At 65.5% G+C, this 13,860-nt stretch carries 14 protein-coding genes; 10 read left to right on the forward strand and 4 right to left on the reverse strand.

All coding sequences use genetic code 11. The features are described 5' to 3' along the window. Positions 1 to 404, forward strand: a 404-nt coding sequence (locus ELR45_RS06995) for a potassium channel family protein (RefSeq protein ID WP_205856173.1), incomplete at its 5' end; no start/stop codon positions are given. 14 nt (positions 405 to 418) lie between these two features. Here the strand turns inward: ELR45_RS06995 and ELR45_RS07000 are convergent. Together ELR45_RS07000 and ELR45_RS07005 are read right to left on the reverse strand one after the other, a co-directional pair. Continuing rightward, positions 419 to 811, reverse strand: a complete 393-nt coding sequence (locus ELR45_RS07000; RefSeq protein ID WP_129664604.1) for a hypothetical protein — start codon at positions 809 to 811, stop codon at positions 419 to 421. A 35-nt stretch (positions 812 to 846) separates the two neighbouring features. Then, the gene (locus ELR45_RS07005; RefSeq protein ID WP_129664605.1) at positions 847 to 1,239 is read right to left on the reverse strand and encodes a hypothetical protein; all 393 of its coding nucleotides are present in this window, start codon (positions 1,237 to 1,239) and stop codon (positions 847 to 849) included. A gap of 277 nt (positions 1,240 to 1,516) precedes the next feature. Here ELR45_RS07005 and ELR45_RS07010 point away from each other — a divergent pair, with 277 nt between their 5' ends. Next, positions 1,517 to 3,535 (forward strand): LVIVD repeat-containing protein, encoded by a 2,019-nt coding sequence (locus ELR45_RS07010; RefSeq protein ID WP_129664607.1) that lies wholly within the window; start codon positions 1,517 to 1,519, stop codon positions 3,533 to 3,535. A 166-nt stretch (positions 3,536 to 3,701) separates the two neighbouring features. Here the strand turns inward: ELR45_RS07010 and ELR45_RS07015 are convergent, their stop codons facing one another. Continuing rightward, positions 3,702 to 4,517: a helix-turn-helix transcriptional regulator gene (locus ELR45_RS07015; protein ID WP_129664609.1), complete on the reverse strand. Its 816-nt coding sequence runs from the start codon at positions 4,515 to 4,517 to the stop codon at positions 3,702 to 3,704. A 44-nt stretch (positions 4,518 to 4,561) separates the two neighbouring features. On the opposite strand from ELR45_RS07015, the gene ELR45_RS07020 reads away from it, so the two are divergent. The 5 genes from ELR45_RS07020 to ELR45_RS07040 all read left to right on the forward strand — a co-directional run bounded on the left by ELR45_RS07020 (position 4,562) and on the right by ELR45_RS07040 (position 10,355). After that, a complete protein-coding gene (locus ELR45_RS07020; RefSeq protein ID WP_129664611.1) occupies positions 4,562 to 6,181 on the forward strand; it encodes an FAD-dependent oxidoreductase in 1,620 nt (539 codons plus the stop codon). A gap of 74 nt (positions 6,182 to 6,255) precedes the next feature. Continuing rightward, entirely contained in the window at positions 6,256 to 7,653 is a 1,398-nt protein-coding gene (locus tag ELR45_RS07025; protein ID WP_129664613.1) for an ABC transporter substrate-binding protein, read from the forward strand. A gap of 2 nt (positions 7,654 to 7,655) precedes the next feature. Further along, the gene (locus tag ELR45_RS07030; RefSeq protein ID WP_129664615.1) at positions 7,656 to 8,666 is read left to right on the forward strand and encodes a carbohydrate ABC transporter permease; all 1,011 of its coding nucleotides are present in this window, start codon (positions 7,656 to 7,658) and stop codon (positions 8,664 to 8,666) included. Positions 8,667 to 8,674: 8 nt separating this feature from the next. After that, on the forward strand, positions 8,675 to 9,541 hold the full coding sequence (locus ELR45_RS07035) for a carbohydrate ABC transporter permease (protein WP_165367548.1): 867 nt from the start codon (positions 8,675 to 8,677) through the stop codon (positions 9,539 to 9,541). Positions 9,542 to 9,662: 121 nt separating this feature from the next. Continuing rightward, positions 9,663 to 10,355: a DUF429 domain-containing protein gene (locus ELR45_RS07040; protein WP_165367549.1), complete on the forward strand. Its 693-nt coding sequence runs from the start codon at positions 9,663 to 9,665 to the stop codon at positions 10,353 to 10,355. Between the two features lie 126 nt (positions 10,356 to 10,481). Here the strand turns inward: ELR45_RS07040 and ELR45_RS07045 are convergent, their stop codons facing one another. After that, on the reverse strand, positions 10,482 to 11,294 hold the full coding sequence (locus ELR45_RS07045) for an aminoglycoside 3'-phosphotransferase (RefSeq protein ID WP_129664621.1): 813 nt from the start codon (positions 11,292 to 11,294) through the stop codon (positions 10,482 to 10,484). A 215-nt stretch (positions 11,295 to 11,509) separates the two neighbouring features. Between ELR45_RS07045 and ELR45_RS34755 the strand changes: the two genes are divergently transcribed. The 3 genes from ELR45_RS34755 to ELR45_RS07055 all read left to right on the forward strand — a co-directional run. Then, positions 11,510 to 11,671, forward strand: coding sequence for a hypothetical protein (locus ELR45_RS34755; RefSeq protein WP_165367550.1), 162 nt, complete (start codon positions 11,510 to 11,512; stop codon positions 11,669 to 11,671). Positions 11,672 to 11,704: 33 nt separating this feature from the next. After that, the gene (locus tag ELR45_RS07050; protein WP_129664623.1) at positions 11,705 to 12,100 is read left to right on the forward strand and encodes a nucleotidyltransferase domain-containing protein; all 396 of its coding nucleotides are present in this window, start codon (positions 11,705 to 11,707) and stop codon (positions 12,098 to 12,100) included. A 486-nt stretch (positions 12,101 to 12,586) separates the two neighbouring features. Next, positions 12,587 to 13,860: carboxylesterase/lipase family protein (locus ELR45_RS07055; RefSeq protein ID WP_205856174.1), on the forward strand; the 1,274-nt coding region annotated here is incomplete at its 3' end.

Consider the following 13,860-nt stretch of genomic DNA (forward strand, 5'->3'; position numbering starts at 1 on the left):
TCGGGCTTGCCACGGTTGCATTGCCTATGCTGCGTCCGCTGCGTCTGGTTCGTCTTGTCGTCGTCCTGGATTACGCGCAGCGTCGGGCGGCGAGCCTGCGCATCAGGGCCGGAAGCTACGTTGCGAGTGGCGCGGCTCTGCTCGTTTTCGTCGGCGGGCTGGCTATCACTGATGCTGAACGCGGTCATCCGGACGCGCTCATTGCGAACGTCGGAGACGGCTGGTGGTGGGCGTTTGTCTCCATGACCACGGTCGGTTATGGCGATATGTATCCGGTGACCGTCAGTGGTCGCCTCATCGCGGTCGCCCTTATGCTGGGCGGTATCGCGGTTCTGGGCAGCGTCACCGGTATGGTCGCGTCGTGGGTGATCGAGCAGGTGCGCGTCCCCAGTGAGGAACGATGACTGTGCCGCCCGGGTCAGGCCCGGAACTCGTCGGACCGCTCACGTGCGGCATCGGCGGCGTCGACGTCTTTGTGGAAGCGCTTATGGATCCACAGCCGTTTCGGTCCGAGGTTTGAGGTGCTCGCCCACAGTCCGCTGAGAGGGCCGATCCGGGTGTGCCGGGGGACTCGTGCCTCGACTGCGTCGCTCTTCTTCGGCTTGGTGTTCATGATGTAGCGAGCTCGCACCAAGATGATGCTCTGGTCCGTGACGACCACGATGTAGAACCTGATCCAGAAGAACGTGAGCCACGTGAGCAACAGGAAGTACGGGCTTGGCCCGGATTGTGCCAGGAAGACCTGCTCGGTGTTTTCGCCGGGGCGCAGATAGGGTCGTGTGCGTTCGGGGAGCTTGTCGCGAAGAGTCATGGCGGGTCAGCCTAGATCATTTAGAACGGAGTTGGTCAGGCTAGGGGTCCATCGGGCTGATCGAGTGCGGCATCGGCGGCGTCGACGTCTTTGTGGAAGTACCTATGGATCCACAGCCGCTTCGGTCCGAGGTTTGAGGTGCTCGCCCACAGCCCGCTGACGGGGCCGATGCGGGTGCGCCGGGGGAGCCGGGCCTCGACTGGGTCGTCGCCCTTCGGCTTGGTGTTCACGAAGTGACCGGTCCGCACCATGACGATGCTCTGGTCCGTCACAGCCACGATGTAGAACTTGTGCCAGAACAGCGTGAGCCACGTCAGGAGAAAGAAGTACGGGCTTGGTCCGGATTGCGCCTGAAAGACCTGCTCGATGTTCTCACCAGGGCGCAGATACGGTTGCGCACGTTCGCGGAGTCTGTCCCGAGTGGCCATGGCTGGTCAGCTTAGGACATTCGTTGAACGGCCAGTGCGGGGGCTCGCGGTACGGACGACGGCCGTTTGAGTGATCCGGTCCAGCCGTTGCCAAGATCGTGGTGCAGGTGTAGGCACAGACGGAACCGGCTGCCCGGGTTGGCTGTTCACATGCGCAACCGCTCGGGGGGAAGAGGCAGCTGATGCATGGCGAATGGTGACTGCGTCGCCGCCTGTGGCGAGCGCGGTCTTTTGATGTCCGTTTGTAGTCCACGGCACCTCAATGGGGAGGTAAAGGATGAGACGACATCCACGCCAGAAGAGCACCAGGCGAGGCGTATTGGTCGCCGTATCGGGGGTGATCCTTGCTCTCGGGTTCGCCTCGGCCAGTGCTCATCCAGGTCACGACGACGGGATCGAGCCGCGGCCGGGACCGCATGCCGCTGGCCAGCCCGACGACGTGGTCAGCAAGAACAACATCCACGACCAGCATGGACCGAGCAGCGGCCACCTGCCGGGTTCGGTGGAGAACGTCGAACTGATCAGCTCGCTACGGCTCACGTCGTTCGAGGAGGACATCTCTGACGTGTCGGCGCTGCAGACCGCGGACGGGCGATGGTTCGCCTACGTCGGCGACTGGGGCGCGCACTGTGAGACCGGTGGCGTCCGCATCGTCGATTTCACCGATCCGGAGAACCCGACCCGGGCAGGAAACCTGAACAGCCCCGGCTTCGGCTACGTCACGGAGGGCCTGCAGGCGCTGAGCGTCGACACGGCGCAGTTCAGCGGCGATCTGCTCGTCGTCAGCAACGAATGGTGCCGCACCAGCGGCAATCCGAAGAACATGCCCGGCGGCATCACCCTCTGGGACATCAGCGAGCCCACCGAGCCGGAGAAGCTCGTCGAGGCGTTCGGCGACTTCGACCTGCACGGCAACCGGGCGAACGAGTCACACAGCGCGATCGCATGGGACACCGGCGAAGGCAACGCCTACGTCGCCGTCATCGACAACGAAGAGGCTGAAGACGTCGACCTGTTCGACATCACCGATCCGCGCAACCCGGTGCTCCTCGCCGAGACCGAGCTCCCGGGCGTGAACGTCAACGGCTTCGGCGACCTGAAGACGGCGCACGACTTCGACGTGCTGCAGTTCCCCGACGGCACCTGGCACCTCATGGTCTCGGACTGGGACGCCGGCTGGATCGACGTCGACGTCACCGACCCGTCCAATCCCGTCATTGTGGGTGACTTCGACTACGCGGAATGCGACCAGGTGATTCTGGAGGAACTCGGCGACTGCCTTCAGCCGGAGGGCAACGGCCACCAGGGTGAGTGGACCAGCGACGGATCCGTCTTCGTCGGAACCGATGAGGACTTCGCACCGTTCCGCACCAGCGACCTGATGATCACCACGGGGGACCACCAGGGCGATTACCCGGCTGTGAGCGTGGGCGGCGCGCAGTCTCCCGCCAGCCTGGAAGATCTCGAACTGGATGGGCCGGTGGTGTACGGCGGTTACGGCTGCCCGGACTCGGCACCGATACCGAGCCCCGAGGATGTGCCCGGATACCTGGACATGCTCGAAGAGGGCGACGAGCGGATCGTCGTCCTTCAGCGTGGTCCGGTCGGAGACCCGAGCGCTCCCGAGGATCCCTGCTTCCCAGGTGAGAAGGCACATGAAGCGGTGCTCGCCGGTTGGGACGCGGTGCTGTTCGTCCAGTCGCACTCCGGGCCCGAGGATCCGCCGTTCTGCGGGTCGGGCGCCTTCGTCGACGAGGTCGTGGGCGTGTGCACCAGCCACGAGGCATTCCACCGGCTGTTCGACTCGCCGCCGTTCACTCCGCCGTGGACCTACCCCGACGGGCCGGAGATCGGCGCCATCGGAGATCGCATCGAGGTCGTGGCCACGTTCGACGGCTGGGGCTACACCAGGGTGGTCGACACCGCGGACCCGAGCATGCCGACGGAGATCGCCCAGATCACCATCCCGGAGACCATGGACCAGGACGTCGCCATCGGGTTCGGTGACCTCACCGTGCACGAGGTCGAGGTTCCGCGAGGCGACCCGAACGAAGGCGGTGCGAACGTCGACGACGACCTGCTGGCGTACTTCTCCTGGTACGCGGGTGGCTTCCGGGTGGTCGACATCAGCGATCCGGCGAATCCTGAGGAGGTCGGTCATTACATCGACGACGACGGCAGCAACTTCTGGGGCGTCGCGTTGGCGACCGACCAGAACGGTGACCGCATCGTCTTGGCCAGCGATCGAGACTACGGATTGTTCATCTTCCGCTACACCGGAGCGTTGCCCGAGTAAGCGGCCACCGCTCAGGTAGGTGATCGATACCTGGGTGAGTGGTAGATGCCCGAGCAGGGGCGCTGACTGCCGGGGAGAAGGCGTCCCTGCTCGCCCGGGCATACACGGGGCCGGGTGCTCGTGGCGATGGGCCCGCGGGCATTGCGGGTCGACGACGTGGCAGCGATCAGGTGCGTGAGGTAGACGTCCGTAGCTCTGTCGGCGACAAGCCGGTGGTCTCCTTGATCTTCCGCGCGAAGTGGAAGCTGGTCTTGAACCCACACCGGTCGGCGATGGAGCCGATCGTGAGCCCGGTCGACGTCAAGAGTTCGACGCCGAGAGAGATGCGGCGGTCCCAGAGGTATCGAATCGGGGTCGTGTCCATGTGGGCACGGAACATCCGAACCAGATGAGCCGGCGTCACCGAAGCGGCTTGAGCGATGTCCGTAAGAGTGATCTGCCGCTCGACATGGGTGTGGATGAACAGCCGGGCATCCTCGATCGACTTCGGCAACGCCGCCGGAAGGTTCCTGAACTCGGCGATGAACCGCCACAGCAGCGCGGTCGCGAGCGCGTCGAGAAGCGCGCCGTCGGCGGTGAGTCTGGTCTGCTCCGTGACGACGGCCTCTCGCGCCAAATAGGTGAGGGCGGACGAGAGGGTCCTGGTGGGGCGGAGCGACTCGAGCCATGTGCGCATCTGCTCCGTCGCGTTCTCCATCCGGCCCCGGACGAGCGTCTCTCTGGTGCCGGCATGCTCGTCGAACCAGATTTCCTCCGTGTGGCCAGGCAACAGGAGACATATCTGGCCCGTCGGCACGTGACGCGGCTCGCCGTCGTCGATGCGCACGCTCATCGATCCGGAGTGGATCAGCATGAGCTGTATCTCTTGCTGGCGACGCGGTCCGATCCTGGAGCCGGCGGGCTGCACCATCTGTCGCGCCGTCGCGTCGACGACGCGGAGTCTGCGAGAGCGAGCATCAAGCTCAGACACAGAACGGTACATTTCAGCTATGTTAATAGAGGTCGTCTTGATGGTGTCATGTTCGCATGAGTGAACTCGAGACACAGCTCCTGGTCGTAGGTGGCGGGGTCGGTGGCGTCGTGGCCGCCGTGACCGCGGCGCGCCGTGGAATCCATGTGACGCTCACCGAGCCCACCGACTGGCTGGGTGGTGTGCTGACCACCCAGGCGGTTCCGCCGGATGAGCACGTGTGGATAGAGCAGTTCGGATGCACGGCGACGTATCGGGCGTACCGTGACGCCGTCCGCGAGTACTACCGGCGGCACTACCCGCTGACCGACGCCGCCCTGGAACGGCGGGCGTTCAACCCGGGCGGCGCCAAGGTCTCAGACCTGTGCCACGAACCGCGGGTCAGCCTCGCCGTGCTGGAAGCGATGGTGGCGCCGTTGCGAGGCTCGGGCCTGCTGCACATCCTGATGGAGCACGAGCCTGTCGCCGCGGAGACCGACGGTGATCACATCACGGCCGTGACTATGCGGAACGGAAGAACCAGTGCGTCGACGGTGATCTCTGCCCAGTGGGTCATCGACGCAAGCGAGACCGGCGAGCTGCTGCCGATGGCCGGTGTGGAGTACGTCTCGGGTGCTGAGGCCCATGCCGAGACGGGTGAGCCGCATGCCGCCGACGTCGCCGATCCGCTGAACATGCAGCCGGTGTCGGTGTGCTTCGCGCTCGATCACCGGTCGGATGAGGACCACACCATCGACAAGCCGGACGGCTACGAGCGGTTCAAGGCCGCTCGCGCCATCGACTGGCCGAATGGCCAGCTCTCGTTCTCCGCTCCGCATCCGAAGACTCGCCGACCGGTCGAGCATCAGTTCTGGCCGAATCCCGACGACGATCCGGCGACGATCAGGCCTGACTATGCGGATCAGCGGGTGGGCTCGATGGATCGGAACCTGTGGACGTTCCGGCGGATCGCCGCCCGGGCGAACTTCCAGCCAGGGGCCTACCCGAGCGACATCACCCTGGTGAACTGGCCACAGATCGACTATTGGGGTGGTCCGGTCTACGACCACCCCGACGCGGAGACACATATGCAGGCGGCACGGGCGTTGAGCCGCTCCTTCCTGTACTGGTTGCAGACGGAGGCGCCTCGTCCCGATGGCGGTACGGGCTGGCCAGGGCTGCGCCTGCGTGGCGACGTCGTCGGTGATACCGACGATGGACTGGCGAAAGCGCCGTACATCAGGGAATCGCGCCGGATCCGCGCCGAGCACACGGTCGTGGAGCAGGAACTCTCCCTGGAGATGCGGGGCGCGGCCGGTGCTGTCTCCTACCGGGACAGCGTCGGCGTGGGGATGTACCGGATCGATCTGCATCCGTCCACCGGTGGCGACCCGTACATCGACATCGGTTGCTGCCCGTTCGAGCTGCCTCTGGGAGCGATGGTGCCGGTGCGCGTGGAGAACCTGCTTCCGGGCGCGAAGAACATCGGTACGACACACATCACGAACGGCGCGTACCGCATGCCGCTGGTGGAGTGGAACATCGGCGAGGTCGCCGGCCACCTGGTCGCCTTCTGCACGCAGCGCAAGGTGCAGCCGCGGCAGGTCAGGGCCGACGACGGGCTGCTGGCTGAGTTCACGCGCGAACTGGATGATGCCGGCGTCGAGCGGCACTGGCCGAGAGTCGCCGGGTACTGACGGCAGGCGGCCGCAGCGATCGGCGACGTGTTCGGAAAAGGACTTCGTACTTCGTTCATCAAAGGAGATGGCTCATGCGCGCAATCAGAACGAGGACGGCCAGGACGACGACGGCCAGGACGACGACGGCGGCGGTGGCGACGGCCACGGTGGCTGCCGTGATGACCGTGGTGGCCGGATGCGGCTCCGACTCGGACTCCTCCGCCTCGGGCTCGTCGTCCGACGTATCGGGCGACGGCGAGGTGGTGATCACTTGTGCGACGTGCCAGGAGAGCCCGACCGACCCGTTCTTGCAGTACAACTATGAGGCGGTGGAGCGGTTCAACGAGGAGTTCGCCGGGACGTACCGGGTCGACACGATCGAGAACGCGAACGCCGGATCCAGCGACGACCGGCTGCAGTACTACCAGCGGCTTGCCCTCGCCGACGATCTGCCCGACCTGTTCCAGCTCAACTCTGGTGAGGTCAAAGCGCTGCAGGAGACGGGGAAGCTCCACGATTTCGCACCGAATCTGGAGAACGACGACGAGTGGGCGGGGACCTTCCACGACCAGGCGTTCGACGCGTTGATGGGGTCCGACGGCCAGATCTGGGCGGTACCGCAACAGCGCGACGCCATCGGGATCTACTACAACGTCGAGCTTCTCGAAGAGGCCGGCTATGAGGAGTTTCCGTCGACGTGGGACGAGTTCGAGGATTTGGCGGCAGAGCTGAAGGCGCAGGACAAGATCGCCATCGCCATGGACGGCGACTGGGCGACGATGCTCATGTGGGTCAACCTGATCGGGACCCAGCCTGATGGCGCGGAGTTCCTGGGTGAGGGGATCGTCGAATCGGACAACTGGGGCGCCGACTCCGCAGTGGTCGAGGCGACGGAACGTCTTCGGGATTGGCATGTGGAGGGTTACGTGAATTCCGATGCGTTCTCCGGTGACTTCCAGAACGCGGCCGCACCATACCTGACCGAGGAAGCGGCGATGGTCGCCAATGGTCCGTGGTTCGTGAACACGAACCTTAAGACGGACTCGGCTGCTCCCGGACTCTACGAGAAGACGGGCTACGCGGCTGCACCGGGATGGTCGGAGGGTGATCAGGGCACCGTCGTCGTATCTGGTGCCGGCTGGGTGTCGGGAACGACGGACGAGCGGAAGCTCGAGGCGGTCGAGGCGTTCGTCAAGTTTGTGTCTTCGGAAGACGAAGTTCTGAAGCAGGCGGCGGCGACGGGGGCCAACCCGCCGGTGAAAGTCGATGCGGCTGCCGCCGAAGACGCAAACCTGGAGCCGTTGGCGGTAGGGCTCATCGAAGAGGCCGCCGAGCTGACGTACCGCTACCCGCATGTGCGTGTGCATGGTCCGGCGGGGTTCGGTACGGCGTGGAAGAACCTCTGGCCCGCCTACGTGAAGGGTGAGATGGAGACGGACGACTTCCTGCAACGGCTGACGGAAGATGCCGCTTCGGAAGCGGCGGGCTGACCATGAGCGCACCGACGACGTCCACGTCCGGCCCGCTGCGCCCTCCCGACGACGAGCGACGTGCGGCGGCTGGGCGGGCGGCAGGGGCTGGGAAGGCAACCGCGGCCGGGCCGGCGAACCGAACGGCCAGGCGTGTGGTCGGGACGAAGATTCCGCGGGGGATGCGCGGGCCTGTGGCGGTGTCCCTGCTGCCGGGGATCATCCTGTTCGGCACGTTCTTCCTGGTGCCGTTCTTCGTGCTGGTGGCGACAGCGTTCGCCCGGTGGGGCGGACTGGATTTCGCGTGGATCGGTCTGGACAACTATCGGCGGATGTTCGACGACCCGGTGTTCTACAAGGCGTTCGGCAACACGCTGTTCTACGCCGCAGCGTCGATGTTCATCCAGGTCCCGCTTGGGGTGGCCGTGGGTATGGTGCTGGCGCTGCGGCCGCGCGGGTGGAGGACGCTGCGAACCATCATCTTCGTGCCGTTCGTGATCTCGGGCGCCGCGTACGCGGTGATCTTCTCCATGTTCTACAACCCGAGGTCTGGGCTGCTGAACAACGTCGTCGGCGCGCTCGGACTGCCGGGCGATCGCGACTGGCTGTTCGACACGACGACGGCGCGGTGGGCGGTCGCGGCGACGTTCGTGTTCATCATCGGGTTCGTCGTCGTGTTGGTTATGGCGGAGATCGCGTCGATCCCCAGTGAGCTGTATGAGGCGGCGTCGGTGGACGGAGCGACGACGTGGCAGCAGCTGACGCGGATCACGTTGCCGCTGCTGCGCAACGTCATCGGGACCGCGATCCTGGTCCGTCTGCTGGTGGACATCGGCATGTTCGACCTGGTGTTCATCCTGACAGCTGGTGGGCCGGACGACGCGACGGCAACGCTGGCGCTGTACGCGTACCGCGCGTACCTGAATGGCGAGTGGGGATACGCAAATGCCGTCGGCTCGGTGATCCTGGCGCTCGGCCTCGTGTTGATCGTGACCGTGCGGCGGGTGTTTCGGATCGGAGAGCGGGCGCTATGAAAGGCACGATGAGGAGCGCGGCCAGCGGCACCGCGGGACTGGCCTCCGTCGGGCGTCGTCCGGTCTGGGCGTATGTGCTGATCTACGGGTTCCTGGGCGCGGTGACGTTGCTGGCGTTGACGCCCACGGTGTGGGTGATGCTGTCGAGCTTCAAGACCGGGAACCAGATCTTCACCGGGCAGGGGTTCTGGCCGTCGCCTTTCACGGTGCAGGGTTTCGTCGACGCGTTCACCCAGATCCATCTTCATGAGTACCTGCTGAACACCCTGATATATGCGGGATTCGGGACGCTGGGTGCACTCGTGGCCGCATTCCTGGCGGCCTATCCGTTGGCCAGATTCGCGTTCGTCGGGCGCAACGCGCTGGTGGCGCTGTTCTCCCTAGCGCTGGCGTTGCCGCTGGTAGGGCTGGCGACGCCGGTGTTCTTCGTGGTGCGAGAGCTAGGGTTGTTCGACTCCCGGCTCGGCATGGTGATCTTCTACTCGGCCCTACAGTTCCCGTTCACGTTCATCGTGCTGCGAGCGTTCCTGGTCTCCACGCCGCCGGAGTTGGAGGAGGCCGCCATGATGGACGGCGCCGGGTACTTCACGACGCTCTTCCGCGTGGTACTGCCGCTTGCACGGCCGGCGTTGGCGACGGTGGCCGTGGTGGCATTCGTGAACATCTGGAACGAGTTCTTCTTCGCGAACCTGCTGCTTGTGTCGCAGGAGAACCAGAACGTCCAGTTGGCGTTGGCGGGATTCAAATCGCAGTTCGGGTTCAACGTCACGGGAGCGGTGGCTGGGGCGACCGTCGTGATGCTGGTGCCGATCTGCCTGTTCCTGGTCCTGCAGCGCCAGGTGATCTCAGGTCTCACCGCGGGCGCCGTCAAGTAGCCACAATGGCAGTCGATGAGGCTGCCCGTGGCACCCTGATTATCTCTACACGTCATCAGGGTCTTCGTGTGCTGAGCAGGCGAGGTCTTCACCGACGCCTAGACCTGGGACAATGTCGTGTATGGCGCGCCTCGTGCTCGGCGTCGACGCATGTAAGAGCGGCTGGGTAGGCATAAGCCTGAGGGCTGGTGACGTCCGCGGTTGGCATGCGCCGGTGATCGCCGAGCTCGTCGACCGCGTGGCGGCACATACGGTTCCGGACGCTGTCGCCATCGACATCCCCATCGGGCTGCCATCCGGGGGTGCGCGGCGGGCTGACGGTATGGCGCGTGAGTACCTGGGCGCGCGTCGTTCGTCAGTCTTCCCTACGCTCGTCCGCGCCGCGTATGAGGCAGAGACCTTCCGGGAGGCGTTCGACGCGCAGGTGGCAGCCACGGGGAAAGGCATGTCGCAGCAGGCGTGGGGGCTGCGCTACAAGGAGCTGGACGTCGACACATGGCTGGAACGGCCGAGTGCCGTCAGCGTCGTCGTGGAGTGTCACCCGGAAGTGTCATTCGCGGCGATGAACGGGGGCACAGCGGTGCCGCACTCGAAGAAGACCTGGTCAGGGCAAGCGCGTCGTATGGAGCTCTTGGCCGCGGAGGGGATCGTCGTCCCATCCGAGCTCGGCGACGTGGGGCGGGTTCCTGCAGACGACATCCTTGACGCTGCCGCGGCAGCGTGGACAGCCCGAAGAGTGGCGGAGGGGCGAGCTGTGTCGCTTCCAGAGGAGCCCGAGCAATTCGGCAGCCGTCGGGCCGCGATCATGTACTGAAACGGCTACGGCTTGGGTAGGGCACTTTCACCTGCAGTTTTGCAATAGATGATTGATATCGCTCGTCTATTGAGTAATGACCCTGGCGATGGCCGCGACACGAAGCCGGGCCGGTCGGGAGGTCTGTCAGGTGAGGTCCCAGAGCAGGCGGTAGTAGGCGATGCGCTCGGGATCTGGGTCGATTCCGTACGCGTCGTAGACGACGTTCTCGTAACCGGGGCCGTAGTTCCACTCGGTGCTCCAGGCCGCGACGGCGAGATCTGCCCAAGGGTCTGCGACGCCGAGTGTGCCGAGGTCGACGTGCGCGGCGAACGTGCCGTCGTCGTGAAGCAGCGTGTTCGGGGCGCAGGCGTCGCCGTGACAGACAACGAGGCGTTCGATGGGCGGCGGGTCGCTGACGCGTGCCTCGGGGTCATCGACTCCGGGATGCCGATCCTGCTTGAACCGATCGACGAGACGCGCGCTGTCGCCCAGACTCTTGCGCGCATCGGCGAGCCGTTGCTCGACGCTCCAGTCGAAGGGGCACTCGTCTACGGGTAGGGCATCGTGGAGTACCCGCAGTCCGTAGCCGATCGCCGACGCGGCGGTCTTCGGATCGTCTATCCATCGCGGGTCGACGGCGGAGCGGCCAGGTACGGCTGAGGTGACAAGCCACGTGCCGTCGTCGTTCGACCCGCGCTCGATGACGTGCGGGACCTGTGCCCAACGCTGTGCCCAGGCGAGTCGCTCAGCCTCGGCGGCAAGGTCGATCTCTGGAGTGCCGGCAGCCGTCCACTTGGCGTAGCGGGTGCTGTCGCGGCCGTCGTCGAGCCGGAAGGTCAGGCCGCCGAGCTCGTTCACCCATACGGGCGTGATGGTGTCGTCGCCGGCGAGTGCGGTGACGACGCCAGGGACGGTGACGGAAGCAGGAGGGATTCCAGAGAACAAGGGAGGGCTCACAGGCGACGATCTTCCCAGACGCGCATTGCCTGTCGCGAACGAGTTTTTGCGGATCTGGAGGGCCCAATCCTGCGGATTTGGAGGGCCCAATCCTGCGGATCTGGAGGGTCGGCGTCGGGATGTTGATGAAGTTGGGTAGGTGAGGGGAACGAGGTGACCTGCTAGTTTGCAATAAACGATTGATATTGCTCGTTTGTTGAGCGATACATACTCGTATGAGAGCTGCCGAGCCTCCGTTGCTGCCGATCTTGCGGTCTGCCGTGGTCGGTAAAGTCATTGCGCTGCTGGCGATGGACGTGGAACGGTGGTGGACGCTGGACGAGATCACTGCACGGGTGGGTGGGGCATATCCGACGGTGTCACGCGAGGTCCGGTGACTTCAGCAGGTGCGGTTGGTCGAGGTAGAAGAGATGGGTCGGACGAAACGGGTTCGGCTGGACACATCCAACCCGTTGCACAGTCCTCTCGCCGAGCTCATGATCCGCTCCTTTGGCCCTGTAGTCGTCATAGGTGAGGAGTTCGAGGCGTTGGATAACGTCACTCAAGTCTCGATCTACGGATCTTGGGCGGCGCGCTACTCAGGCGAGCAGGGCCCCACACCTAATGACATTGATGTGCTTGTGCTCGGCAGGCCGGACCGTGATGAGATCTATGAGGCGGCACGTCGGTCGGAGCGACGGTTGGGTGTCGCGGTCAACACAACCATCCGAACGCCCGAAGACTGGTCACGAGCGGAAGACTCGTTCACCCGTCAGGTGAAGACATCGCCGATGGTGACGGCCCGGCCCCGTGAGGAGGTTGGCTGATGCGCTGGGCGAAAGGCGCAGACCGGATCGAAACGTTGCTCCGCGACAACGAGCTCCAGAATGTGTGTGGCGGTACTGAGGCAGCCAGAGGACTAGCTCGACATGGCTGAACAGCATGTGAAGGCTGCCAAGGCGGCAGTAGCTGTCGACCACGAGGGTGCCTACGCGCTGGCGTACGACGCGACCCGCAAGTCCCAGGGCTACGGCGACGGCGTTGTGTAGGTCGTCGGTCGCTCCGATGTCCAGTGTGTCTCGGCCTCTTCCGGGCCGAGCGGCTGGCTGCAGCCGGCGGGTGCCTGTGGAGCGATTAGCCTCCGGGGTTTCAGGCTCTCGGCGAGGACGTCGGCACGGATCGCGAGAACGACGTCTTCTCAGCGTGGCACAGGACGGGCGCCTCGGATAGACCCGAACGACGGCGGGGGTGGCGCCGGCTCGGTCGGCGAATCGCAGAACCGCGTGACCGGTGGCGGGCACGAGACGATCACTGTGTTTGAATCGATCGGTATGGGGCACGGCACGACGAAGACCGACGGGACTGGGACGGTGGTCGCCACCCGGTATGGACGGATACGTGGCCGTGTGACTGCGGGCATCCATGCGTATCTGGGTGTTCCGTACGCTGCGCCGCCGTTCGGCGCTCGTCGGTTCCAGCCCCCGCAGCCGGTCGAGCCGTGGAGCGGGGTGCGTGAGGCGCTCGCCCTCGGCGCGACGCCGCCACAGTCCGCGACGCCGCCTCCGCATGACGTCTTCTTCCCGCTCGTTCCGGGGGAAGGCTGCCTGAATCTGAACGTATGGTCGCCGGATCTGGGGCGAGCTCGGCAGCCGGTCATGGTCTGGATACCTGGTGGCGGGTTCGACGGTGGGGCGAGCGGGCTGTACGACGGGAGCCGCTTCGCCAGGGACGGCGTCGTCTGCGTGACCCTCAACACCCGGCGCGGTGCCGACGGCTTCCTCGACCTGGGCGACGTGGCGACGAACATGGGGCTGCTCGATCCCGTCGCCGCGCTGGTATGGGTGCGGGACAACATCGCCGCCTTCGGCGGGGACCCGGATAACGTCACCGTCTTCGGGGAGTCCGCGGGTGCGATGCTCGTCGGCACTCTACTGGCCATGCCCGGCGCCCGTGGTCTGTTCCGGCGTGCCATCTTGCAGAGCGGGGCGGGGAACATGGTCTTCACGCCCGAGACGGCACAGGAGGTCAGCCGGCGGCTGGCTGCCGTACTGGGGGTGGCGCCGGAGCGTGCGGCGATCGCCGACGTGCCGGTGGACCGTCTGCTCGATGCCCAGCTGCAGGTGGCGGCAGACTTGAGAGCGCACCCGGACCCTGTCCGGTGGGGTGGCGAGCCGGGGTCGAGGGTGAATCTCTGGCAGCCGGTCGTCGATGGGGAGGTCCTGCCTGCCCGCCCGATCGAGGCGATCGAAGCGGGGGCCAGCGCCGATATCGACGTCCTGATGGGCCAGAACGCCGAGGAAGGTCGGCTGTCGCTGGTGCCGTTTGGGCTGCTCGATGAGGTCACCGACGAGCAGCTGGCCGCGGCCATGACCGCCTACGGACTGCCGGTCGAGCAGGCCCGCGCCGGCTACCGTCGGGCGTATCCGGGTGCCGGGCCGGGCGACCTGCTGGGCATCCTGCAGGGCGACTATTACTACCGCATCCCGGCGATTCGCCTGGCCGAGGCACGTGTCGCGGCGGCGCCGACCTACATGTACGAGTTCGCTTGGCGCTCTCCGCAGTTCAACGGGCTGCTCGGTGCTTGCCA

Origin of the sequence: Phytoactinopolyspora endophytica (genome assembly GCF_004138495.1) — a bacterium.
In the GTDB taxonomy this organism is placed as follows: domain Bacteria; phylum Actinomycetota; class Actinomycetes; order Jiangellales; family Jiangellaceae; genus Phytoactinopolyspora; species Phytoactinopolyspora endophytica.